Below are 22,520 nucleotides of genomic sequence, written 5' to 3'. Positions count from 1 at the left end.
CAGTTAGAGAGCACACCATGCCCCTATACGATTTCGACTGTCCCCAATGCGGGGCTTTTGAAGCCTTGCTACCCAGCGCAGAACGCAACCTGCCCCGCGACTGCCCTGCCTGCGGGCAGACCATGCAGCGCCTGATCAGCGCGCCACGTCTGCAGGTACTCAGTCGTCAACAACGCACCGCCCATGAAACCAATGAACGTAGCGCCCATCAACCAAAGGTCAGCCATGGACACGGGCACAGTTGTTGCAGTTCAGGTAAATGCACCCATCAGCCACGCGCTGAAGGGCAGCCACCGCCCCTGAAGCAACAAAGTGGTCCGCGACGTCCGTGGATGATCAGTCACTGAGCTAGCAACCTAGCCGGTGCACGCCCAAGACGCAGGCCACGGGGGGCCAGTTCATCCCCTACCCAAGGAGCCTGCATTCCGTGACAACCATGTCCGATGGGATATCCCAGCAGATGAAGCGTGAACTGGTCGTGATTCTGGAAATGGCCAAGCTGTTGGAAAAGCCACTGGATGCCCCGCGCACCATACAGGGGATTCTACGGCTGCTTTCGCAGCTATATGGCCTCAACTGCGGCAGAGTCAGTCTGCCTGTAGCGTCTAACAACACCATTGAAGTGCGCTATTCCTACGGATTATCGCCAGAAGATCTCAAGGCCGGCCGCTTTACCCTGAATATCAATCAGGGTGTGACCGGCTACGTCATGCGCACTGGCTCTATTGGCCTGGTACCTGACGTTAACAAAGAGCCGCTGTTCATTTATCGGATGGCGGAACTGTCGAACCATACCGGCGGACGCATGACTTTTATCGCTGTGCCTATCCTGGAATCAGGCAGGCCGATCGGTGTGCTCTCGGTACAGCGCGAGGGTCTGCATGAAAGGCCCTTTGATGGTGACATAAGCTTGATGCGTATCGCTGCCTCCATGGTCGGCCAGGTATTGCGCATCCATCAGTTTGTGGTGGATCAGACAGCGCACCTGGTAAAGGAAAACCAGCATCTACGTCACAGCATCGCGATTGAAGCGATGCTCAAGCAGAGCCTGGCCCACGGAATTCTGGGCACCAGTCCAGCACTCATGGATGCCGTGCGCTCCACCATTCAGGTTGCCCGCAGCGATGCGCCGGTGATGCTGCTCGGCGAGTCCGGCACCGGCAAGGAAAAGTTCGCCCGGATGACGCACCAGCAAAGCGACCGGCGCGAGAAACCTTTCATCTGCATCAATTGCGCCGCCATACCCGCGGACCTGCTCGAATCCGAGCTGTTTGGCCATGCCAAAGGCGCCTTTACCGGAGCCTCCCAGAACAAGCAGGGCAAGATTGTCCAGGCAGACGGTGGCACTCTGTTTCTGGACGAAATAGGTGACATGCCCCTGGCTCTGCAAGCCAAGCTGCTGCGTGTACTACAGGAAAAAAAGGTGGACCCTGTCGGCAGCGACAGTGCTGTTTCAGTGGACTTTAGAGTGATAACTGCGACACACGTCAATCTACAGGAGTCGGTCAATCAGGGGCGGTTCCGCCTGGATCTGTTCTATCGACTGCATGTCGTACCCGTGCAACTACCTCCCCTGCGCGAACGCCAGGAAGACATCCGACAGTTGGCACTGCATTTTCTCAACGAGCTCAATCACCACTACGAGCGCAACTGGAGCCTTGAAGCGGATGCATTCGAGGTGCTTGAACGTTTTGACTGGCCAGGCAACATCCGCCAGCTGCAGAACGTTCTCGAGCGCACAGCCCTGACCAGCGACCAGGATTCTCTCAGCGGCGCAAAGCTCAAACACAGTCTTTCATCGGAAAGCGCTATCAACCTTCCCGAACACGCTATCACCGAGAAGCCGAGCCTTCCCGGTGTACCGGAAACACCTGCATATCAACCAAGCGGGCCCGGCCAACGGCCTTACGGACGCTCCTATAACTGGGTTAACCAGGATGAAGCCGCGCAGATCCGCGCCACCCTGGTGGACACCAACAACAACCAATCTGAGGCCGCCAGACGACTCAACCTGACACTCAGACAACTGCGCTATCGCGTCAGCAAGCTGGGCATAGACCTCAACTGACCGTCCCAAACCAAGCAAGCGGAGGATTAACCAATGCGTCATGGAGATATTTCAAGCAGTCCCGATACCGTGGGCGTCGCGGTCGTCAATTACAAGATGCCCAGGCTGCATACTCGCGAAGAGGTGCTGGCCAACGCACGCAACATCGCGGATATGGTCGTCGGCATGAAAAAAGGCCTGCCGGGTATGGATCTGGTGGTATTCCCCGAATACAGCACCATGGGGATCATGTACGACAACGACGAAATGATGGCCACCGCGGCGACTATTCCAGGAGACGAAACACGCATTTTCAGTGAAGCCTGCAAGCAGGCTAAAACCTGGGGGATATTCTCCCTGACAGGCGAGCGGCACGAGGAACACCCGCATAAAGCGCCCTATAACACATTGGTACTGATCAATGATCAGGGCGAGATCGTCCAGAAATACCGCAAGTGTATTCCCTGGTGTCCGATCGAAGGCTGGTATCCCGGTGACCGGACCTATGTATCGGAAGGCCCCAAGGGCATGAAAATCAGCCTGATCATCTGCGACGACGGCAATTATCCGGAAATCTGGCGAGACTGTGCGATGAAAGGCGCCGAGCTGATCGTCCGTTGTCAGGGCTATATGTACCCGGCCAAGGAACAACAGGTGATGATGTCCAAGTCCATGGCCTGGGCCAACAACTGCTATGTGGCGGTAGCCAACGCCAGCGGCTTTGACGGGGTGTACTCCTATTTCGGCCACTCGGCGATTATCGGCTTCGACGGTCGTACGCTGGGCGAATGTGGCGAAGAGGATATGGGTATCCAGTACGCCCAGCTCTCGGTATCGCAGATCCGCGATGCGCGTGCCAATGACCAGTCACAGAATCATCTGTTCAAGCTACTGCACCGGGGCTATACCGGGATGTACAACTCCGGGGACGGCGACCGCGGTGTCGCTGACTGCCCGTTCGACTTCTATCGCACCTGGGTTCTGGACGCAGAGAAGGCCCGCGACGATGTGGAGAAAATGACTCGCAGTACCATAGGCGTCAAGGACTGCCCCGTAGGTGAGCTGCCGCATCCCGGCAAGGACAAGGAAGCCGGAGCATGATATTGACGAGGGGAGCCGGTAATGCCCTTTATCAATGAGGTGCTTGAGCACAACCAGCGCACGGGGGGCACCACGCCCTCCGTGCGTCAGTCGCGATTCCAGTTCAATCTTGACACCGTCATGCAGCAACTACGCTCACGCATTACAGGGCAGGATGCTGCCCTGGATGCGATAGCTGCAAGCCTGGCCCTGATCAAAGCTGAGCTGGGCGATCCACGCAAGCCGCTGGCCGTCATGCTGCTCATGGGGCCAACTGGTGTGGGCAAGACCGAAACAGTGCGGCTGCTTGCAGAGGCCATTCATGGCAGAGCTGATGCGTTGTGCCGGATTGATATGAATACTCTGGCCCAGGAACATTACGCCGCATCACTGACTGGCGCACCGCCTGGTTATGTCGGCAGCAAGGAAGGCAATACGCTGTTTGACCGCGAGGCGATTGAGGGCAGTTTTGGCAAGCCGGGCATCGTGCTGTTCGACGAGCTGGAAAAAGCCAGCGAACCTGTGACCCGCGCATTGATGAACATTTTTGACAACGGTGAATTGCGACTCAGCTCCGGCACCACCACTTTGAATTTCCGCAACAGTCTGATTTTCATGACCAGTAATGTTGGCGCACAAGCAATCTGGAGCTGGCAGCAGCGCCAGCAAAGGGGCTGGCGTCGCTGGCTACCAGAAGCCTGGCGGACTCGCCAGGAGCAAAAGCAGCACAGGCTGGCCCTGGAAAAGGCCTTCGCCCCTGAGTTTCTCAATCGGATTGACCAGCAGCTGATATATCAACGTCTGGATGATGATCAGGTGCTTGTGCTGGTGGAGCTTGCACTAGAGCGACTGAACAATCGACTCGCCCGACACCAGGTACAACTTGTCGCCAAGCCTGCACTGAAGAACTGGTTGGGCGAACGAGGCTTCGACCGACGCTATGGAGCACGCGCCATGGCACGTTGTTTCCGTCAATCGTTGGAACCGGAAGTCGCTAATGCGCTGCTACAAAGCCTTGATCGACCAGCAGGCTGCCTGCTGATTGCAGATCTGACCCCGCGGCAAGACGCGGTCGTACTGACCCTCGAGGCGCCTGCAGCTTCCGCATGACACAAAAAAACCCGCCTAAGCGGGTTTTTTCGTATCCAGACTCGTTACTTGCAGTCTTCTACCGACTTGAGCGGGTAGTGAGCCGGATAAGGCAGAGTGGCAACACCCGAATCGATAGCGGCCTGGGCAACAGCAGCAGGCACTTCCTCGATCAGGCGCACATCCATCGGCTTGGGAATGATGTACTCACGACCGAACTCGAGTGCGATCCCGCCGTAGGCAGCAGAAACGTACTCAGGCACAGGCTCTTTGGCCAGCTTGCGGATCGCATGTACGGCAGCAATCTTCATCTCTTCATTGATGCATGTAGCGCGTACGTCCAGAGCACCACGGAAGATGAAGGGGAAGCCCAGTACGTTGTTTACCTGGTTAGGATAATCAGAGCGACCGGTAGCCATGATCACGTCGGGACGTGAAGCGTGGGCCAGTTCGGGGTCGATTTCCGGATCAGGGTTGGAACAGGCGAAGACGATGGGGTTTTCAGCCATCAGCTTCAACTCGGCCGGCTTGAGCAGGTTCGGACCGGACAGGCCAACGAACACATCGGCGCCTTTCATGGCGTCAGCCAGGGTACGCTTTTCAGTCTCGGTAGCGAAGATGGCCTTGTACTCGTTCAGGTCATCACGGCCAGAGTGGATCACACCCTTGCGGTCGAGCATGTAGATGTTCTCGACCCGGCAGCCCATGCTGACCAGGAGCTTCATGCACGCGATAGCCGCAGCGCCGGCGCCCAGGCAAACAATCTTGGCATCTTCCAGCTTCTTGTCGGCCAACTCCAGCGCGTTGATCATCGCTGCAGCGGTCACAATAGCGGTGCCGTGCTGGTCATCATGGAAGACCGGGATGTTGCACTGCTCAACAAGCGCACGCTCAATCTCAAAGCACTCTGGCGCCTTGATATCCTCAAGATTGATACCGCCAAAGGTGCAGGAGATACGGCGTACGGTGTCGATGAAAGCCTGAGGGCTTTCGGATTCGACTTCGATATCGAACACGTCGATACCGGCGAAACGCTTGAACAAAACGCCCTTGCCTTCCATTACTGGCTTGCTGGCCAGCGGTCCCAGATTACCCAGGCCGAGGATGGCCGTGCCATCGGAGATAACAGCTACCAGGTTACCCTTGCCGGTGTATTTGAAGGCATTGAGAGGGTCCTTGGCGATTTCGCGTACCGGCTCTGCAACACCCGGGCTGTAGGCAAGCGCGAGGTCACGGGCTGTGGCGGTAGGCTTTGTCAGCTCGACGCTCAGCTTGCCCGGACGTGGGTTGGCATGATAGTCGAGTGCATCGGTTCTCAAATCAGACATGTTCAATATTCCGGTCAAGTTGCTTATGCGGGTCGACGAGAATACAGAAAAGGACCTGCGCGAACAAGATCATTCACAGGATCAATGTCAAGGACATTATTTTACAACTTTGAGCCATTGACCAGCCTCGGGCTCACCGTCAGGCCAATGACCATTAAGCAGGCGCAGACGCGCCTGTGCGTCATCTCCCAAAGGGCTGTTGCGTGCCAGTCTCGCATAGGTATCGCCTTTGCCCGCCCGGACCAGCCGGATGTGCAAAGGGGCGGCTTTTTTGCGGTCCGATGCACTCAAGCCCGCAAAGCTGCGAATGACGCTGACGAACCCGCTATCGTGGGTTTCCAATCGAGTCTGCCCGCGGACCGCGCCGATAAACAGAAACAACTGATCATTGCGCAGGATCGCACCCACCCGACGGGGATTCTGGCCGGGCAGAATAGCCATGACACCCTTGTAACCTGAACCCGAAAACATCTGTTCCTGAGTGAGCCGTGCCTTACCCCCGGCCCGCTGGCGAAGGAGCTCGCGCACGTCTGATCCGGCGGTTACCGTTTCAAGCGTCATTGCAATAAAAGCGCTCTCGTCGGGAGTATGCCCAAGCACAACGTCAGGACGATTAATAATGGTCCAGCCCGATGGATAATCAAGTCGCATATTCAAAGGTACGTGATAGAACCGCTGGTCACGTATAACACCCTGGGCCGCGCTATCACCGTAGACCATCCCCTCGATTGCCTTGAGGTAATCATCGCGGCCTACGCGCTGGCTTGCGCCGGTAGTCAAGGCCCGCGCCTGCTCAACCACCTGTTGCAACCGCTGGTCATGGGTTGGGTGACTGGCAAAGAGCCCATGATAACCTTCAACCTTCTTACCGAGCGCTTCGGCCTGCTGCCTGGCAAAGGTGTCCTGATCCTTGAGCACCCCGATAACCTCCAGCACGGCGTCCGGTCGATAGCCTGACCGAGCCAGATATTCGGCCCCCAGGCCGTCAGCTTCAAGCTCCATGTCCCGACCGTAGCCCGAGACCATTGCGCTGCCCAGCATATTACTGAGATCGCCCGCGGCAGGAATACCGGTACCGATGGTGACTAATTGGCCAAGCAGATTTGAACCCATGGCCATGCTCTGTTGACGTACACCGTGGCGGGCCGTTACGTGACCGATTTCGTGTCCTAGCACCGCCCCCAACTCAGCTTCGGAGTTCATGTAGGCCATCAGCCCGCGGTTCATATAGACAAACCCGCCGGGCAAGGCGAACGCGTTGATGTCGGCGGAATCTACTACCTGGAAACGGTACTCGATATTGCTTCGATGGCTATTGCGCGCCAGCTCTTCACCTATTTTCTGCACATAGGCCTGCAGGGCAGGATTATCCACCATCGGCATCTGCTGACTGATTTGCGCATTGGCCTGACGACCCATCGCCAGCTCCTGGCTTTCGGACATCATCACAAAGTCCTGCTTGCCGGTGACCGGATTGACCGCGCAGCCCTGAACAACCAAACAGGCAAAAGCCAAAACACTGAGGAACACCGAACGCATCAGTCAATCTCCAACATAAAAGGATGGCGTATGGGCAGCATGAACCTTTTAAAGCCAGTTGGCGATTTTCCCTTGCGCTGGCGGTCGACTATCCAGCCACGGGCTTCAACCTGACGTCCCACCCAGCTGCGGGGAGCCCCCTCCTTGAGAGAACCAGCAAAGGCCTTGCGTTCGTCCCGGCCAATGCGCAGCGTAATGGGGCCATCCAGATCCAACCACAGATGGCCCCCGCCCTCGGAAACCGATTTGACCCGTCCGCTGACAATGGTGAAGCCACCCTCCTTCACTGCTGAGGCGCGAGTGATCGGTGAGCGACTCCAGACCCCGAGCTTCTCCAGGCGTGCTCTGCGCTCAGCCAATCCATGACAATCGGCCATTGCGTCATTGGGCGGAACCACCAGTGCAAAGCCCAGACCCTCCTCCAGCAACTGCGCTTCTATATTGCTGCCATCTGCAGTATGCAGATGGGCGAGAGTTCGACCGTAACGATCACGCGGCTCCTCCCCCAAATACATTCGCAATCCGCGCCCCCCGACCAGCTGCTGAAGGCGTTTTTTGGCGGCCTGGGCAAAGGGCTCGGACGGCTCGCCCCGTCGCCCGATCTCGGGGGTATCGATGCCAAGCAGGCGCACACGACGGCCATCAGTCAGCTCGAGGGTATCGCCATCTATAACAAAGCGGCTGCTTACCTCGCTTCCTCTGCCAATCGGTGCGCAAGGCTCTGCCTGCAGGGCGGGGGCTAACAGCCAGGCAACAAAAAAGGCGCTCCAGAGGAGCGCCTTTTTGTTCACTTGCCGTGTAGCCAGCACTTTCGAGCGGCCAGGCATGGTGATGTTACTTGGAGCTAACGGCGCCGAAACGCTGCTTGAAGCGCTCGATCCGGCCGCCGGTGTCGAGGATCTTCTGCTTGCCGGTGTAGAAGGGATGGCACTCGGAGCAGACGTCCAGGTGAATACCGCTTTTCAGTGTGGAACGGGTCTTGATCACGTTACCGCAGCTGCAGGTAGCTTCGATTTCCTGGTAAGTAGGATGCAAATCAGCTTTCATGGATATTTCCTCGGTAGGTTGTGCCGCCACCCGATCGACCTGATCTGGCACCGCACTGTGGTTGACTGCTGGTTCCGGCGCCAATACGCAGAGACCTTAAAATAGGCCGGCGATAATACCAGAAACGGGCACCAACGCAAGTCTCATGCGAATGACCCGGCAATGCTAACATGCCGGGCTAACCAAGGAGCGAATGTGTCCGGACCCATACTGCAGGTCGCGCTGCCCTCGCCACTGCGACGACTCTTCGATTATCGCGCGCCCAGCGGGGTGCGGCCCGAAGACCTGTGTCCGGGTCAGAGAGTTCGCGTGCCCTTCGGGCAGCGCCAGATGGTGGGGGTCATTGCCTCCCTGAGCGACGCATCAGAAGTACCACCCGCTCGCCTCAAGCGTGCAGCAGAACTGATCGATCTCGAGCCGTTACTACCCGAAACGCTCTGGCAACTATGCTGCTGGACCGCGAGTTACTACCAGCATGGCCTGGGCGACACCTTGAGCTGTGCCTTGCCGACACTCTTGCGCCAGGGCGAGCCTGCCATCGCACGCCAGGATCGCCTCTGGCAATTGCTCTCCGGGGCCTACCCCGAGCATCCGGCGATCAGCCGCGCCGCAAAACAGAAACAAGCCGTTCAGATACTGGCCAAGCACCCCCATGGCCTCTCCCACGCGTTGACCGCGCAGTGGGGGCTGAGTCGCGACACCCTGGAGGCGCTGGAGAAAAAGGGCCTGGTTCAACGTATCAGTCAGTCGCACCATCACACCAACGAGCCACTGCCCCTACTGCGCGAATCGCGGCTGTCCCCTAACGCTCAGCAGGCCGCAGCGCTCGACGCCATAAAAGCACAATCAGGGTTTACCGCATGGCTTCTCGACGGCGTTACCGGCAGCGGCAAGACAGAGATTTACCTGCAGGCCATAGAACATTGCCTGGGTGAAGGCCGCCAGGTACTGGTGCTGATTCCCGAAATCGGTCTCACACCACAGACCCTGGAACGTTTTCAGCGACGTTTCAGTGTGCCTGTAGTAATCCTGCACTCAGGTCTCAACGACCGCGAGAGGCTGGATGCCTGGGTCGCAGCCCGTGACGGAGAGGCCGGTATCGTGATCGGCACCCGCTCGGCAATTTTCACGCCCCTCGCAAGACCGGGTCTGATCATTGTCGACGAGGAGCACGACCTGTCTTTCAAACAACAGGAGGGGCTGCGTTACAACGCTCGTGATCTGGCGGTTTATCGCGCGCACCTGGAGAAGACCCCGATCATTCTCGGATCTGCCACGCCTTCACTGGAAAGCCTGTTTAACGTCAGGCGCGGACGCTACCAGCACCTGCTCCTCACCGAGCGCGCCGGCAATGCAAAACCACCCAGTTTCCAGTGCATCGATATCCGTAGCCGCAAGCTGGAGGCTGGGCTGTGCCGCCCGATGATCGAAGCCATTGGTGAGCATCTGAGCAAGGGCAATCAGGTGCTGGTCTTCATCAATCGTCGTGGTTTCGCGCCTACGCTGATGTGCCACGACTGTGGCTGGATGGCTGAATGTACCCGCTGCGATGCACGTATGACCGTGCATCAATCACCCGCGCGACTGCATTGTCACCACTGCGACAGCCAGCGTGCAATCGACCGCCAATGCCCAAAGTGCGAAAGCACCGAACTGCGTTCCCTGGGCGCCGGCACGGAGCGTACCGAAGAGCATCTGACCACCTGCTTCCCCGACTTCCCGGTACTGCGCATTGATCGGGAAAGCATGGCCCGCAAGAAAGCCATGCAGGACATGCTGGCGCGCATCCAGACCGGTCAGCCCTGTCTGCTCGTCGGCACGCAGATGCTGGCCAAGGGTCACCACTTTCCGGACGTCACACTGGTCGCGATCCTGGATGCCGATGGCGGCCTGTTTTCCTCGGACTTCCGAGGCCCCGAGCGCATGGCCCAGATGATTACCCAGGTCGCGGGGCGCGCCGGGCGTGCGGAGAAGCCCGGCCAGGTATTGATTCAGACCCACATGGCCGAGCATCAGTTGCTGATCGACCTGACCGAGCATGGCTATGCCACCATTGCCCAGCACGAGCTGGACAGCCGTGAGAAAGCCGGCTTACCGCCCTGCAGCTTTATCGCCCTGCTGCGCGCCGAAGCCAATAATGCGGCCATCGCCAATGAGTTCCTGGAATCGGCCTGTGAACTGGCCGAGCAACTGTGCGTCGATCTGGCCCTGGACAAGGTCGACCTGCTCGGCCCGGTCGCATCACCCATGGAAAGGCGCGCCGGTCGGTACCGGGCACAGTTGTTGGTCCAGGCGCCCCATCGTTCCGCCTTGCATCAATTGTTACATCACTGGCTGATACTGCTGGAGAGTCATAGTCTGGGCCGTAAAGTTCGCTGGTCGATTGATGTCGATCCGCTGGACATGTTCTAGGACTGGCTCAGGGCCTGGCTGACCAACACAGATTTGGCAATCCCCGGTCGAACGCGGATAATGGCCGGCTTTCCACAGGCAGACGCCGGATACCCGATCGCATATGAAGAACCTTATCAGTCAGTTGCTCGCCAGCGCCGTCAATCGCCTTCAGGATGAAGGCGTACTGCCCGCCGACGTGATCCCTTCGATCCAGGTCGAGATAGCGCGAGACAAGGCACATGGCGACTTTGCCAGCAATCTGGCCATGACCCTGGCCAAACCGGCAAAGATGAAGCCCAGGGATCTGGCCGAAAAGATCGTCGCGGCCATGCCCGAGCACGAGGCCGTAGCCGACGTGGGCATCGCTGGCCCCGGCTTCATCAATATCTTTCAGAGCAAGCAATGGCTTGCCGCCCGCCTGGATGAAGCCCTGCAGCATGAGCGCCTCGGCGTACCGGCTGCTCATCCCGCGCAGCGCGTCGTAGTGGATTACTCCTCACCGAATCTGGCAAAGGAAATGCACGTCGGCCACCTGCGCTCGACCATCATCGGCGATGCTGTAACCCGGGTACTTGAATACCTTGGCCATGAGGTAGTACGCCAGAACCACGTGGGCGACTGGGGTACCCAGTTCGGCATGCTACTGGCCTACCTGGAAGAGCACAGTGTGGACGCCGAGGCAGAGCTGGCTGACCTGGAAAACTTCTATCGTCAGGCCAAGCAGCGCTTTGATGAGAGCCCCGAATTCGCCGATCGAGCCCGCGAGCGGGTGGTTCAGCTCCAGGCTGGCGACCCTCAGTGCCTGGCCCTTTGGGAGAAGTTCAACCGTATCTCGCTGGGGCACTGTCAGGCGGTATATGAGCGTCTCGGCGTCAGTCTGAACACCACCGATGTGCGGGGCGAGAGCGCCTATAACGACCAACTCGCCAGCGTGGTGGAGCAACTGCGTATAACGGGCCTGCTGACCGAAAGCCAGGGCGCCCAGTGTGTATTTCTCGAGCAGTTCAAAAATGCCGAGGGCAACCCTCTACCGGTGATTATTCAGAAGGCTGGCGGTGGCTACCTGTACGCAACGTCCGACCTGGCCGCCATGCGTTTCCGTCATACCCAGCTCGGCGCTGATCGTGTGCTGTATTTTGTCGATCAACGCCAGGCACTGCATTTTCAGCAGGTTTTTGCAGTTGCCCGCCTGGCTGGCTTCGTACCGGACAGCATGCAGCTCGAACACATGGGCTTTGGCACCATGAACGGGCCCGACGGCAGACCCTTCAAGACCCGCTCCGGCGGCACCATCAAGCTCACGGATCTGCTCGACGAAGCCGAGCAGAGGGCACATCAGCTGGTTGCGCAGAAGAATCCGGAGCTGGCCGAAAGCGAACTACGCCAGATTGGCCATGCCGTAGGCATCGGCGCGGTAAAATACGCCGACCTTTCCAAGCACCGCAGCAGCGACTACAACTTCAACTTCGAGCAAATGCTCAGCTTTGAGGGTAATACTGCCCCGTACCTGATGTACGCCTATACCCGCGTTGCCAGCGTATTTCGCAAAGTTGAACGCAGCATGGAGCAAGTCGACGATCTGGGCGCCATGCAACTCGTAGAACCGGCCGAGGTCGAACTCGGAGCGCACCTGTCGCAGTTCGCCCAGACATTGGATTATGTCGCTCGGGAGGGTACGCCTCATGTACTCTGTCACTATCTCTATGAACTGGCCGGCCGGTTCTCCAGCTTCTACGAGCAGTGTCCGATTCTGGCTGCCGAGGAGCCCGCCCACCGCGACAGCCGCCTGCGGCTGGCAGCCCTGACCGGCCGGACCTTGCAGCAGGGACTGAACCTGCTCGGCATCGATACCCTGGAGCGCATGTAAGTAGTATGGCCAAAGCACGCAAAGCCCCCAGACGCGGCGCAAGCCGCCAGCAGCCCGCACCTCGACGCCCGGTTCCAGGCTGGCTATGGCTCGTCAGCGGACTGGCCATCGGTCTGTTCGTGGCCTTTTTGCTCCAGCTCGAGCCCGGTCGCGAAACCGTCAAACGTGACAAGACGCCACCCACGCCACCACCAAGCCAGAGCAGCAAGGCGAGCGAGGAGCCACGTTATGACTTTTATACGTTGTTACCCGAATCCGAGGTCATAGTGCCTCAGGGCGGCGTAACACCAGAGCCTCCCGCAACCGAAGACACCACCCAGAGCAAATCCGAGACAGCGGTCGATACCGGTACGCGTTTTTTCCTGCAGGCTGGCTCCTTTCGCAAGCAGGCTGAGGCCGATCGGGTTCGCGCTCAGATACTGCTCCTTGGACTCGATGTCCGGCTTGAAGACGCACGGCTCGATAGTGGTGACGTCTGGTACCGCGTGCAGGTCGGCCCCTATACCGACCGCACCAAGCTGAGCCAGGCACAGCAGGTCCTCACCGGAAACGGGTTCGATAACCTGCTGTTACAGCAACGCGACGCCAAGCCCTGATAACAGCCCTGTTCAGGGCTGTTCCAACGCTCAGAACCCCAATTGCAGCTTGAAATAGTCATGGGTGCCCCAAGATAGGTTGAAAGGGGTACGTTGAGCCGTGCCCTGCAGGTTCATTCAGACCAGCCAACCAGGAGTTGCGCGTGACTACAATCGTTTCAGTTCGTCGACACGGCAAGGTCGTGATCGGCGGTGATGGCCAGGTTTCCCTGGGCAATACCGTCATGAAGGGCAACGCCCGTAAAGTACGCCGGTTGTACAAGGATCAGGTCATCGCTGGCTTTGCCGGCGGTACTGCCGATGCTTTTACCCTGTTCGAGCGCTTTGAGGCCCAATTGGAAAAGCACCAGGGCAACCTGGTGCGCGCTGCCGTGGAATTGGCGAAAGATTGGCGCACAGACCGCGCATTGCGCAGACTCGAAGCGCTTCTAGCGGTAGCCAACAAGGATGCTTCCCTGATCATCACCGGTAATGGCGATGTGATTGAGCCCGAAGAGGGCCTGATCGCCATCGGCTCCGGCGGCCCCTTTGCACAGTCTGCCGCCACCGCACTGCTGCGTCATACCGAGTTGTCGGCCCGCGAAATCGTCGAATCAAGTTTGAACATAGCGGGTGAAATCTGCATCTATACCAACCATAACCAGACAATCGAGGAGCTGGACGCCAATACCTGAGGCGGCCGGAATCACAAGCATGTCCATGACCCCACGCGAGATTGTCCATGAACTGGACCGCCATATCATCGGCCAGCAGGACGCCAAGCGCGCTGTAGCCATCGCCCTGCGCAACCGCTGGAGGCGTCAGCAGTTACCCGATGCCCTGCGTAACGAAGTGACCCCCAAAAACATCCTGATGATTGGCCCGACCGGGGTCGGCAAGACAGAAATCGCCCGGCGTCTGGCCAAACTGGCGCAGGCACCCTTCATCAAGGTTGAAGCCACCAAGTTTACCGAGGTCGGTTATGTTGGCCGCGACGTCGAATCAATAATTCGTGACCTGGTCGATGCGGCATTGAAGATGCTCCGTGTGCAGGAGATTGCCAAGGTTGGACATCGTGCCGAAGATGCTGCCGAAGAACGCATTCTCGACGCGCTTCTGCCGCCTGCTCGCCAAGGCGCAAATGACCAGCCGGTACGGGAAGACAACAGCACGCGCCAGCTTTTCCGCAAGCGCCTGCGCGAAGGTCAGCTGGATGACAAGGAAATCGATATTGAGGTAGCCGACACACCGGTCGGCGTGGAAATCATGACTCCGCCGGGCATGGAAGAGATGACCAGCCAGCTGCAGAACATGTTCTCCAGCTTTGGCAAGGACAAGCGCAAATCACGCAAGCTGACCGTCAAGGACGCGTTCAAGCTGATTCGCGACGAAGAAGCAGCTCAACTGGTCAATGAGGACGAGTTGAAATCCAAGGCCATCGAAGCGGTCGAGCAGAACGGCATTGTCTTCCTCGACGAGATCGACAAAGTCAGCAAGCGCGCGGACAGCGGCAGCGGTGCCGATGTCTCACGCGAAGGCGTTCAGCGTGACCTGCTGCCACTCATTGAAGGCTGCACGGTGAATACCAAGTTCGGCATGGTCAAGACCGACCATATTCTGTTTATCGCGTCGGGCGCGTTTCACCTGACCAAACCATCGGACCTGATCCCCGAGCTACAGGGTCGCCTCCCCATCCGGGTAGAGCTCAAGTCCCTGACACCGGGCGACTTCGAGCGCATCCTGACCGAACCGGACGCATCACTGACCGAACAATATCGCGCGCTGATGAATACCGAAGGTCTGACCATCGAATTTGCCGATGACGCGATAAGTCGGCTTGCAGAAATTGCATGGCAAGTGAACGAAAAAACCGAAAACATCGGCGCACGTCGCCTGCACACCGTACTCGAGCGATTGCTGGAAGAGATATCCTTCAGCGCCGGCGACCTCGCTTCCAGCCAGGACGGCGCAGCCATGGTGATCGATGCGGCCTACGTAGATGAGCATCTGGGTGAGCTGGCAGTCAACGAGGACCTGTCGCGTTATATTCTCTAGAACAAGCGAAGAGATAGAAGCTAGAAGTAAGCCGTGCATACTGCGCTTCTAGCTTCTAGCTTTGACTTTTGCCAACCAGGACCTCCCGTGACCACACCGATCCCCACAACCATCAGACTCCAGAAAGCGTCGCGCAGCCTGCGTCTGGGTTACGCCGATGGCAACGAGTACGTGCTACCTGCCGAATACCTGCGGGTGCATTCCCCCTCGGCTGAGGTTCGCGGCCATGGCAAGCCGGTATTACAAACCGGTAAGCAGCATGTCGCTTTGACTGGAATCGAGCAGGCGGGCCGCTATGCATTGAAGCTTATTTTTGACGACGGACACGATACCGGTCTGTACACCTGGGACTACCTGCATGAGCTAGCGGTCAACCAGGAAAGCCGCTGGCAGATCTATCTGGATCAGCTACACAAGGCAGGCGCTACCCGCGATCCACACGTCAGCACAGTCCGCTTCACTCCCTAAAATCCGCGCCCAGCCCCCGCCGTTGGCTCCAGTCATTGGCATTCAGGTCAGAATTGCCACATAAATCCTTTTAACAGCAACGTCAGGCCATGCTAACTTGTCTCAGGCGAACACACTTTCTGGCGGCCTGACTATGTTTCATCTGGCCGCCCTGCCGTATTCCTGACCATTCAGCCAAGGCTGAAACTGCTACTACGGAGCTTTACCCGATGGCCCAGAACAAGAATGAAGAGCTCGGAAAGAGAGCCAGCGAGAGTATTCTCGGACCCAACCCGGTAATTGGCGCGCCGACACGCGACATTATCAGCACCGCCAGGCAGGTAATGCGGCAAACGATCAAGCAACCGGTACACAGCCTTCGGCATATAGGCAAACTGTCCGTAGCAGTCACCAAAGTGATGATCGGTCGCTCCGAAATCACCCCCAGCGCGGAAGACAAGCGTTTTCTCGACCCGACCTGGAGTCAGAATCCGCTGTATCGCCGCTATATGCAGAGCTACCTTGCCTGGCGCACCGAGCTGAACGAGTGGATATCTTCTTCCAATTTGCCCGAGCAGGACGTTGCACGAGCCCAATTCGTCATTTCCCTGCTCACCGAAGCCATGGCGCCGACCAATACGGCCCTTAACCCGGCGGCAGTGAAGCGTTTTTTCGAGACCGGTGGCAAAAGCATTCTGGACGGGCTGACCCATATGGCCCAGGACATCGCCAACAACGGCGGCATGCCCAGCCAGGTCAACATGAACGCCTTTGAAGTTGGCAAGAACCTCGCTATCACCAAGGGTTCGGTGGTCTTTCGCAACGAAGTCCTGGAGCTGATTCAATACAAGCCCCTGACCGAAGAAGTGTATGAGCGCCCGGTTCTGGTTGTCCCACCACAGATCAACAAGTTCTACGTATTCGATCTGTCGCCGGAGAAGAGTCTGGCCCGATATCTCACGGCAAATCACATGCAAACCTTTGTGGTGAGCTGGCGTAACCCGACCAAGGCGCAACGCGAATGGGGGCTGTCGACCTACATCGAGGCTCTCAAAGAAGCTATCGACATCGTTCTGGAAATCACCGGTAGCAAGGACCTGAGCATGCTCGGTGCTTGCTCGGGCGGCATCACCACTGCCTCTTTGCTGGGACACTATGCAGCGCTGAAGGAAAAGAAGGTACACGCCTTCACGCTACTGGTCAGCGTACTGGATACCGGGATCAAGACGCAGGTGGCGCTATTTGCCGACGAGCGTTCAATCGAGGCGGCGCGGCGGATGTCCTATCAGAACGGCGTACTCGAAGGCCGAGACATGGCCAAGGTGTTCGCCTGGATGCGGCCAAACGATCTGATCTGGAATTACTGGGTCAATAACTACCTGCTGGGTAATGAGCCGCCAGTTTTTGATATCCTGTTCTGGAACAACGACACTACCCGGTTGCCAGCGGCTCTCCACGGTGAGTTCCTGGAGATGTTCAAAACCAATCCGCTGACCCGGCCCAAGGCTTTGGAAGTGTGCGGCACGCCCATAGACCTGAAGCAGGTCAAGGCTGATTTTTTCTGTATTGCCGGACTCAACGATCACATAACCCCGTGGGATGCCTGTTATAAATCGGCGCAGTTATTGGGTGGCAAATGTGAATTTGTGCTGTCCTCAAGCGGTCATATACAAAGTATCCTGAATCCGCCAGGCAACCCCAAGTCCAGGTTCTTTACCAATACCCACATGCCCGAGGATCCGAAACAGTGGCTTGAGACAGCTACCAAGCAGGCAGACTCCTGGTGGGCTTATTGGCGTGACTGGTTGCACGCTCGCGGCGGAAAGATCAAACCCGCCCCCGCAGCGCTGGGTAATGCAGATTATGCGCCGATGGAAGCGGCGCCCGGGACCTATGTCCACGAACGCTAGGAGCGTGCAAACGAGAACGATACATGCCTCAAAATTTTGTATTTCGCACTATTGAACTGGACGGTCAGTTCCTGCGAACGGCCGTTCGCCCGGGAAGCAGCAATCTGCCGCCTTTATTGGTATTCAATGGCATTGGGGCGAACCTCGAGCTGGTGTTCCCGTTCGTCAAGGCCCTGGATCCGGACCTGGAAGTCATCGTATTCGATGCACCCGGGGTCGGCGGCTCATCCACGCCCGGAACGCCCTTTCGCTTTCCGGGCCTGGCCAAGCTGGCGGCGCGCATGCTCGACTATCTCGATTACGGTCAGGTCAACGTAATCGGCGTCTCCTGGGGTGGCGCGCTGGCTCAACAGTTCGCCCATGACTACCCCGAGCGCTGCAAGAAGTTGATTCTGGCCGCCACATCACCTGGAATGATAATGGTGCCAGGCAAGCCCCATGTTCTTTTGAAGATGGCCAGCCCAAGGCGTTATATTCAACCGTCCCATGTGGTCAAGATCGCTCCTGACATCTACGGCGGCGCCTTTCGCCGTGACCCCGAGCTGGCCCGAGGCCACGCTTCAAAGGTCAGATCATCCGGCAAGGTTGGTTATTACTGGCAGTTAGCTGCGGGCCTGGGCTGGACCAGCATCCACTGGCTGCATAAAATCCGGCAGCCTACATTGGTGCTTGCCGGAGACGATGACCCGATCATTCCCCTGGTCAACATGCGCATGATTGCCTGGCGTATTCCCAACGCCGAGCTTCACGTTATTGATGACGGGCACCTGTTTCTGATTACCCGTGCCGGCTCGGTCGCGCCCCTGATCATGGGTTTTCTGGCCGAAGAGCGGCAGCCAGCGGTTATACGACCGCGCTCTGAAACGGCAGCCAAGCATTGAAAACGCCCCGCCGCAGCAGAAGGACATGCGGCGGGATAGATGGAGTACACTACTAAACATCCCTTTTGTATCTGGACAAGGAACGCTGGATGCCTGAAAGCAGTGCCCAAAACGGAGCAGCAGAATTGGCTGGCGATCTCGCCAACAGCCTGCTTGCCGTCCTGCGGACGCTGCCAGATCAGAGCCCTCACCACGCTCGCCACCTGAGCGACCTTGCTGCCCATCTGACCAGATCGCTGCTCGGGCACAGCGAGTTGGCCGTCGCGGCACGTGACCGACGGTTCGACCATCCAGCCTGGCAAACCAACCCGATGTTGCGGCGCGCATTGCAAAGCTGGCTTGGCTGCAACGCGCATTACCGACAGTGGCTAAACGAGCTCGAGGTTCCCGAACCGGACCGCGCACGACTACGGCAATTGGGCGACATGCTCAGCGCGACACTTGCGCCAAGCAACTCGCCAGCCAACCCTGTTTTCATTGAGCGGCTACGCCAGACGCGTGGTGGCAGCCTCTGCCAGGGAACCCGAAACCTGCTCACTGACCTGGTGCTAGGCAGGCCAATGGCCCCCCTGTGCGCCGATGGCGCATTCAAAGTCGGTCGTGATCTGGCCAGCACCCCGGGGCAGGTCATCCAGCGCGAACCGCTTTTTGAGCTCATTCAGTACCGGCCAACCACTCCGCAGACCCACGAGAGAGCGCTGCTGATGGTGCCTCCGCCGCTCAACCGTTTCTATCTTCTGGACCTGACCGAACGGGCCAGCCTGGTCCGTCATGCCCTGGATCAGGGGCTGCAGGTATTCATGATCAGTTGGCGCAACCCCGACCCAGATCACCGGGAGTGGGGGTTCAATCAGTACGTCAACGCCTGCAATCGAGCACTGCAAACGGCCAGCAGTTTAACCGCCAATGGACCGGTCAATCTCATGGGTGTTTGTGCCGGAGGGCTTCTCGCCCTTCTTTTGCAGGGAGTATTGCAGAGCCGCGGGCAAGGCCACCGGATATCCAGTGCCAGCTATCTGGTGACCCCCATAGACGCACGCCTGGATACGGGCCTGGTGCGCATGCTCGGACCCGCCGCGCGTCAACAGTTGCGCACCAGACTCTGGAAGCATGGGTTTCTGCCTGCCCGCGAGCTCGCCAGGGCCTTTTCCTGGCAGAGGCCGGAAGAATTCGTGTGGCCCCAGATGCTGGAGCGCTATGCACTGGGTCAGGACCCTAGACCACGGGATGTTCTGTCCTGGAGCCAGGACTGTACCCGTCTGCCGGCAAGACTGGTTGAAGATCTAATGGATTATTTCGAACGTGATCCCTTTGCCCGCCCGGGGAGCCTCGTGGTGCAGGGCCAGGCTGTGGACTTGAGCTCTATCACTACCCCTAGCTGGCACCTGGGCGCACAACATGACCATATTGTTCCATGCGCCAACAGCTTCCCCTTGCGGCGCATGGGCGGGGACAAAACCTTTGTGCAGAGTCATAGCGGGCATATTCAGAGCCTGGTCAATCCACAGCAGCATCCAGGAGCCTGGTTCCGAGCAGGAACGGTAGCTGACGAACCCATGAAACATTGGTTGCAGCAGCATGGGCCCGTCCAGGGGAGTTGGCGGACCCACTGGGGTACCTGGGTCAAGAAACATAGCGGCGGGCTTGGTCCTGCCCCTGCCATATTGGGCAGTTCCGACTTTCCACCGCTACAAGCAGCTCCAGGTCGCTATGTGCACAAATCATGAGGCCCCGAATGAAAACACGTGAGCGAATCCTGCAGTGCGCTCTGGAACTATTCAACGAGCATGGCGAACCCAACGTAACCACGCTGGATATAGCCAATGAGCTGGATATAAGCCCCGGCAACCTTTATTACCATTTTCGCGGCAAGGAAGCGTTACTGGACGAGCTACTCGCTGACTTCATAGACAAGACCCATGGCCTTCTTCATCTGGATACCCACGCAGGAGAGTTGGAACCTGAGGACTACTGGTTATTTCTTCACCTTTTGTTTGAGTCAATAATCGCTTACCGCTTCCTCTTCCAGGACCTCTCGAACCTGATGGGGCGCTACAGCATCATCGCCCGCAGTATGCATCAGTGGGTGAACGCGCTACGCGCTACGCTTTACCGGCTGTTGTTCGCACTGCACGAGCAGCAACGATTACTCTGTGATGAAGAGGCTCTGGAGCGCTTGCTCGACGTGCTTTGCCAGACAGTACTGTTCTGGCTTGACTATCAGCGGGTCAGCCAACGCCAGGACGATGAGCCCACTCAGGCCGTCCAGCAGGTTCTCGGACTATTGCTCCCCTACCTGGAAACGGATACCCGGGACTGGATGAGCAGTCTGATGCAGAGATACGACTGACATTACGTTTCCCTGCGCACAAAAAACCCGGCCATGGCCGGGTCTCAGCATCGGGCAATAACTCCCGATCACAAGCAGCGCTCTTATGCTTTTTTCAGTGAAGTGGAAACTTCATCGAGCTTGGCAGATAGTTTTTCCATCTCGGTGCTGCTGGGAACGCCAAAACGGCCGAGAAACTCTTCGCGGCGTTGCTCCAGGGTTTTGGAAACTTTCTGGAAACGTCCACCGGTCACACCCTCGAACCGCGATTTCAGCTCGGCCAGCTTCTCATTGGCGTTATCCGCCTGTTCCGAGAACAGCTCTTTTCCCTGCTTTTCCAGCACTTCACCCTCTGCCACCAGGGTCTTGAAGTACTCCATGCCGTCCTTGCCGGCCTTGGCATAAGCTCCCAGCCCTGCCAGCCAGAATTGACGCGTCTGCGCCTTCATACCTTCTGCCATTTCGTTAAAAAAGTGTGTCCCGGACTCCAGAACACTGTCTTTTTTTGCATTAGCCATGATCATTACTCCCTGTTTGAAAGAGAACTTCAGGTTACTGCGATACCGCAGCCTCAGAATCAGACTAACCAGTCATTTTAGAAAAAACATACTAATTCTGTTCTTTAGGCAATAAAAAACCCGATCCGCTTGCGCGGATCGGGTTCAAGTCAACCAGCAAGCCTTAGCTGTTGGTTGGCTTCTCAGCCGGCGTTGCCGGGCTGGACGCTGCAGGGGCCGCCGGAGCGGTTGCGGCTGTCTTGCCTGGCGCTGCTTGAGGCTTGGCAGCTGTCCTGGAGCTTGAAGCCGCTCGAGGTTTGGCTGGCGCCTTAGGCTTGGCCGGGGCCTTGGCTGCCGCCGGGGCCTTGGGTTTGGCCGGCGCAGTCTTGGCAACAGGCTTGGCCGCAGGCTTCGCAGCCGGTTTCGGCTTGGCAGCAGCTCGCGCCGCCGGCTTGGGCGCCGCTTTGGGAGCTACCTTGGCCGGCGTCTTGGCGCTGTTCATCTTAGTGATCAACTTGGCCAGTTCGTCAACCTTGGCGTTCAGGGCTTTCACCTCATCACGCGAAGGCACTCCGAGGCGAGAGACAGCACTGTTCAGGCGCTTGTCAAAGGCAGCTTCGAGCTCATCCCAGCGACCCGATACCTTGCCCAAGGCCTTATCGACCTTGGATTTGGTAGCATCGACGGAATCCTTCTTGCCCTTGCCTGCCTTGCCCTTGACGACATCGACCTGTTTGTCGATTTCCGCCTTGGCAGCTTTTTCAGCCTGCTCGCCATCCTTGATCAGCGTATCGAAGAGCTTGACGCCCTCCTTGCCGACCTTGGCATACGCGCCCAAACCAGCCAGCCAGATTTGCCGCGAATAGTTTTCTATATCGCTGACCCAACCAGTGTCCTTGTCCTGCTTTTTCTTGCCCGCCATGGAGTGACTCCTCTGTGACCTTACTTGCTTTCCATCGACTTGATTGCAGCTGTCAGATCATCCAGCTTAGCAGACAACTGGTCAACGTCCTTCTTGCTGGGGATACCCATACGGCTAAGGGCAGAAGCGACGCGCTCGTCGAATACTTCCTCAACCTTGTTCAGGCTGGTACCAGTGCGCGTCTGGAAGCGCTCACGAATGCTCTCAACCTTGCTATTTACACGGCTGGTAGCTGACTCAACCTGGGTGGAAACCAGCTCTTTGCCCTGCTTCTCAACCGCTTCGCCTTCGCTGACCAGCTTCTTGAAGTAATCTGCGCCTTCCTTGCCTGCCTTGGCATAGGCACCCAGGCCGGCCAACCAGATCTGGTGAGCGTAGTTCTTCATGTCACCGGTGACTGATGCAGTGTTTTCTTCAACTTTCTTGGCTGTAGATTTGGCCATGGTAGAAACTCCTCAAATGGATCAAAAGTGGACCGGTTATCGATCCTTGAGAAGCACGTTACCTAGCAGA

Annotated in this window: 21 protein-coding genes; 14 read left to right on the top strand and 7 right to left on the bottom strand. The window is 57.9% G+C overall.

From position 1 onward, the window contains the following. Window positions 1-17: 17 nt before the first annotated feature. From AAC076_RS08005 to AAC076_RS07990, 4 genes are all read left to right on the top strand, one after another. The gene (locus tag AAC076_RS08005) at window positions 18-347 is read left to right on the top strand and encodes a zinc ribbon domain-containing protein (RefSeq protein WP_150276680.1); all 330 of its coding nucleotides are present in this window, start codon (window positions 18-20) and stop codon (window positions 345-347) included. An 89-nt stretch (window positions 348-436) separates the two neighbouring features. Further along, window positions 437-2,068, top strand: a complete 1,632-nt coding sequence (locus AAC076_RS08000; protein WP_339844235.1) for a sigma 54-interacting transcriptional regulator — start codon at window positions 437-439, stop codon at window positions 2,066-2,068. 33 nt (window positions 2,069-2,101) lie between these two features. Next, window positions 2,102-3,148: an aliphatic amidase gene (locus AAC076_RS07995; protein ID WP_339844204.1), complete on the top strand. Its 1,047-nt coding sequence runs from the start codon at window positions 2,102-2,104 to the stop codon at window positions 3,146-3,148. Window positions 3,149-3,169: 21 nt separating this feature from the next. Further along, window positions 3,170-4,237 (top strand): AAA family ATPase, encoded by a 1,068-nt coding sequence (locus AAC076_RS07990; protein ID WP_339844201.1) that lies wholly within the window; start codon window positions 3,170-3,172, stop codon window positions 4,235-4,237. Window positions 4,238-4,281: 44 nt separating this feature from the next. Here AAC076_RS07990 and AAC076_RS07985 read toward each other — a convergent pair whose 3' ends face one another. From AAC076_RS07985 to rpmE, 4 genes are all read right to left on the bottom strand, one after another. Further along, window positions 4,282-5,544 (bottom strand): malic enzyme-like NAD(P)-binding protein, encoded by a 1,263-nt coding sequence (locus AAC076_RS07985; RefSeq protein ID WP_339844198.1) that lies wholly within the window; start codon window positions 5,542-5,544, stop codon window positions 4,282-4,284. Between the two features lie 96 nt (window positions 5,545-5,640). Continuing rightward, window positions 5,641-7,083: a M48 family metalloprotease gene (locus AAC076_RS07980; RefSeq protein WP_339844195.1), complete on the bottom strand. Its 1,443-nt coding sequence runs from the start codon at window positions 7,081-7,083 to the stop codon at window positions 5,641-5,643. Beyond that, complete coding sequence (locus tag AAC076_RS07975; protein WP_339844194.1) at window positions 7,083-7,910, bottom strand: thermonuclease family protein; 828 nt, start codon at window positions 7,908-7,910, stop codon at window positions 7,083-7,085. Before AAC076_RS07975 ends, AAC076_RS07980 begins: the two co-directional genes overlap by 1 nt. 7 nt (window positions 7,911-7,917) lie before the next feature. Continuing rightward, window positions 7,918-8,130, bottom strand: a complete 213-nt coding sequence (gene rpmE / locus AAC076_RS07970) for a 50S ribosomal protein L31 (RefSeq protein WP_339844192.1) — start codon at window positions 8,128-8,130, stop codon at window positions 7,918-7,920. A 195-nt stretch (window positions 8,131-8,325) separates the two neighbouring features. On the opposite strand from rpmE, the gene AAC076_RS07965 reads away from it, so the two are divergent. The 10 genes from AAC076_RS07965 (at window position 8,326) to AAC076_RS07920 (ending at window position 20,609) form a co-directional block, all read left to right on the top strand. Further along, on the top strand, window positions 8,326-10,542 hold the full coding sequence (locus AAC076_RS07965; protein WP_339844190.1) for a primosomal protein N': 2,217 nt from the start codon (window positions 8,326-8,328) through the stop codon (window positions 10,540-10,542). Between the two features lie 103 nt (window positions 10,543-10,645). Then, entirely contained in the window at window positions 10,646-12,391 is a 1,746-nt protein-coding gene (gene argS / locus AAC076_RS07960; RefSeq protein ID WP_339844189.1) for an arginine--tRNA ligase, read from the top strand. 5 nt (window positions 12,392-12,396) lie between these two features. Next, entirely contained in the window at window positions 12,397-12,987 is a 591-nt protein-coding gene (locus AAC076_RS07955) for an SPOR domain-containing protein (protein ID WP_339844186.1), read from the top strand. Window positions 12,988-13,130: 143 nt separating this feature from the next. Next, window positions 13,131-13,661 (top strand): ATP-dependent protease subunit HslV, encoded by a 531-nt coding sequence (hslV, locus tag AAC076_RS07950; RefSeq protein ID WP_150276671.1) that lies wholly within the window; start codon window positions 13,131-13,133, stop codon window positions 13,659-13,661. 19 nt (window positions 13,662-13,680) lie between these two features. Continuing rightward, entirely contained in the window at window positions 13,681-15,021 is a 1,341-nt protein-coding gene (hslU, locus tag AAC076_RS07945; RefSeq protein WP_339844183.1) for an ATP-dependent protease ATPase subunit HslU, read from the top strand. Window positions 15,022-15,108: 87 nt separating this feature from the next. Continuing rightward, the gene (locus AAC076_RS07940) at window positions 15,109-15,489 is read left to right on the top strand and encodes a DUF971 domain-containing protein (RefSeq protein ID WP_339844181.1); all 381 of its coding nucleotides are present in this window, start codon (window positions 15,109-15,111) and stop codon (window positions 15,487-15,489) included. Window positions 15,490-15,698: 209 nt separating this feature from the next. After that, a complete protein-coding gene (gene phaC / locus AAC076_RS07935; RefSeq protein WP_339844178.1) occupies window positions 15,699-17,378 on the top strand; it encodes a class II poly(R)-hydroxyalkanoic acid synthase in 1,680 nt (559 codons plus the stop codon). A gap of 23 nt (window positions 17,379-17,401) precedes the next feature. Beyond that, window positions 17,402-18,259: a poly(3-hydroxyalkanoate) depolymerase gene (gene phaZ / locus AAC076_RS07930; protein WP_339844177.1), complete on the top strand. Its 858-nt coding sequence runs from the start codon at window positions 17,402-17,404 to the stop codon at window positions 18,257-18,259. An 89-nt stretch (window positions 18,260-18,348) separates the two neighbouring features. Beyond that, complete coding sequence (locus AAC076_RS07925; RefSeq protein ID WP_339844176.1) at window positions 18,349-19,986, top strand: class II poly(R)-hydroxyalkanoic acid synthase; 1,638 nt, start codon at window positions 18,349-18,351, stop codon at window positions 19,984-19,986. Between the two features lie 8 nt (window positions 19,987-19,994). After that, a complete protein-coding gene (locus tag AAC076_RS07920) occupies window positions 19,995-20,609 on the top strand; it encodes a TetR/AcrR family transcriptional regulator (RefSeq protein ID WP_339844175.1) in 615 nt (204 codons plus the stop codon). Window positions 20,610-20,692: 83 nt separating this feature from the next. On the opposite strand, the gene AAC076_RS07915 is transcribed toward AAC076_RS07920, so the two are convergent. The 3 genes from AAC076_RS07915 to AAC076_RS07905 all read right to left on the bottom strand — a co-directional run bounded on the left by AAC076_RS07915 (window position 20,693) and on the right by AAC076_RS07905 (window position 22,450). Then, a complete protein-coding gene (locus tag AAC076_RS07915; RefSeq protein ID WP_339844173.1) occupies window positions 20,693-21,106 on the bottom strand; it encodes a phasin family protein in 414 nt (137 codons plus the stop codon). A gap of 163 nt (window positions 21,107-21,269) precedes the next feature. Then, on the bottom strand, window positions 21,270-22,007 hold the full coding sequence (locus AAC076_RS07910) for a phasin family protein (protein ID WP_339844172.1): 738 nt from the start codon (window positions 22,005-22,007) through the stop codon (window positions 21,270-21,272). 20 nt (window positions 22,008-22,027) lie between these two features. Further along, window positions 22,028-22,450, bottom strand: coding sequence for a phasin family protein (locus AAC076_RS07905; protein ID WP_339844171.1), 423 nt, complete (start codon window positions 22,448-22,450; stop codon window positions 22,028-22,030). Window positions 22,451-22,520: the final 70 nt, after the last annotated feature.

Origin of the sequence: uncultured Halopseudomonas sp. (genome assembly GCF_963977355.1) — a bacterium.
In the GTDB taxonomy this organism is placed as follows: Bacteria; Pseudomonadota; Gammaproteobacteria; order Pseudomonadales; family Pseudomonadaceae; genus Halopseudomonas.
The sequence above is the reverse complement of the archived record's forward strand: the minus strand, read 5'-3'. Positions and strand labels throughout refer to the sequence as shown.

Bases quoted from the DNA above. Each gene is read 5' to 3' on its own strand.
- AAC076_RS08005 (WP_150276680.1), top strand. From the start codon at position 18: ATGCCCCTATACGATTTCGACTGTCCCCAATGCGGGGCTTTTGAAGCC.
- AAC076_RS08000 (WP_339844235.1), top strand. From the start codon at position 437: ATGTCCGATGGGATATCCCAGCAGATGAAGCGTGAACTGGTCGTGATT.
- AAC076_RS07995 (WP_339844204.1), top strand. From the start codon at position 2,102: ATGCGTCATGGAGATATTTCAAGCAGTCCCGATACCGTGGGCGTCGCG.
- AAC076_RS07990 (WP_339844201.1), top strand. From the start codon at position 3,170: ATGCCCTTTATCAATGAGGTGCTTGAGCACAACCAGCGCACGGGGGGC.
- AAC076_RS07985 (WP_339844198.1), bottom strand. From the start codon at position 5,544: ATGTCTGATTTGAGAACCGATGCACTCGACTATCATGCCAACCCACGT.
- AAC076_RS07980 (WP_339844195.1), bottom strand. From the start codon at position 7,083: ATGCGTTCGGTGTTCCTCAGTGTTTTGGCTTTTGCCTGTTTGGTTGTT.
- AAC076_RS07975 (WP_339844194.1), bottom strand. From the start codon at position 7,910: ATGCCTGGCCGCTCGAAAGTGCTGGCTACACGGCAAGTGAACAAAAAG.
- rpmE (WP_339844192.1), bottom strand. From the start codon at position 8,130: ATGAAAGCTGATTTGCATCCTACTTACCAGGAAATCGAAGCTACCTGC.
- argS (WP_339844189.1), top strand. From the start codon at position 10,646: ATGAAGAACCTTATCAGTCAGTTGCTCGCCAGCGCCGTCAATCGCCTT.
- AAC076_RS07955 (WP_339844186.1), top strand. From the start codon at position 12,397: ATGGCCAAAGCACGCAAAGCCCCCAGACGCGGCGCAAGCCGCCAGCAG.
- hslU (WP_339844183.1), top strand. From the start codon at position 13,681: ATGTCCATGACCCCACGCGAGATTGTCCATGAACTGGACCGCCATATC.
- phaC (WP_339844178.1), top strand. From the start codon at position 15,699: ATGGCCCAGAACAAGAATGAAGAGCTCGGAAAGAGAGCCAGCGAGAGT.
- phaZ (WP_339844177.1), top strand. From the start codon at position 17,402: ATGCCTCAAAATTTTGTATTTCGCACTATTGAACTGGACGGTCAGTTC.
- AAC076_RS07925 (WP_339844176.1), top strand. From the start codon at position 18,349: ATGCCTGAAAGCAGTGCCCAAAACGGAGCAGCAGAATTGGCTGGCGAT.
- AAC076_RS07920 (WP_339844175.1), top strand. From the start codon at position 19,995: ATGAAAACACGTGAGCGAATCCTGCAGTGCGCTCTGGAACTATTCAAC.
- AAC076_RS07915 (WP_339844173.1), bottom strand. From the start codon at position 21,106: ATGGCTAATGCAAAAAAAGACAGTGTTCTGGAGTCCGGGACACACTTT.
- AAC076_RS07910 (WP_339844172.1), bottom strand. From the start codon at position 22,007: ATGGCGGGCAAGAAAAAGCAGGACAAGGACACTGGTTGGGTCAGCGAT.
- AAC076_RS07905 (WP_339844171.1), bottom strand. From the start codon at position 22,450: ATGGCCAAATCTACAGCCAAGAAAGTTGAAGAAAACACTGCATCAGTC.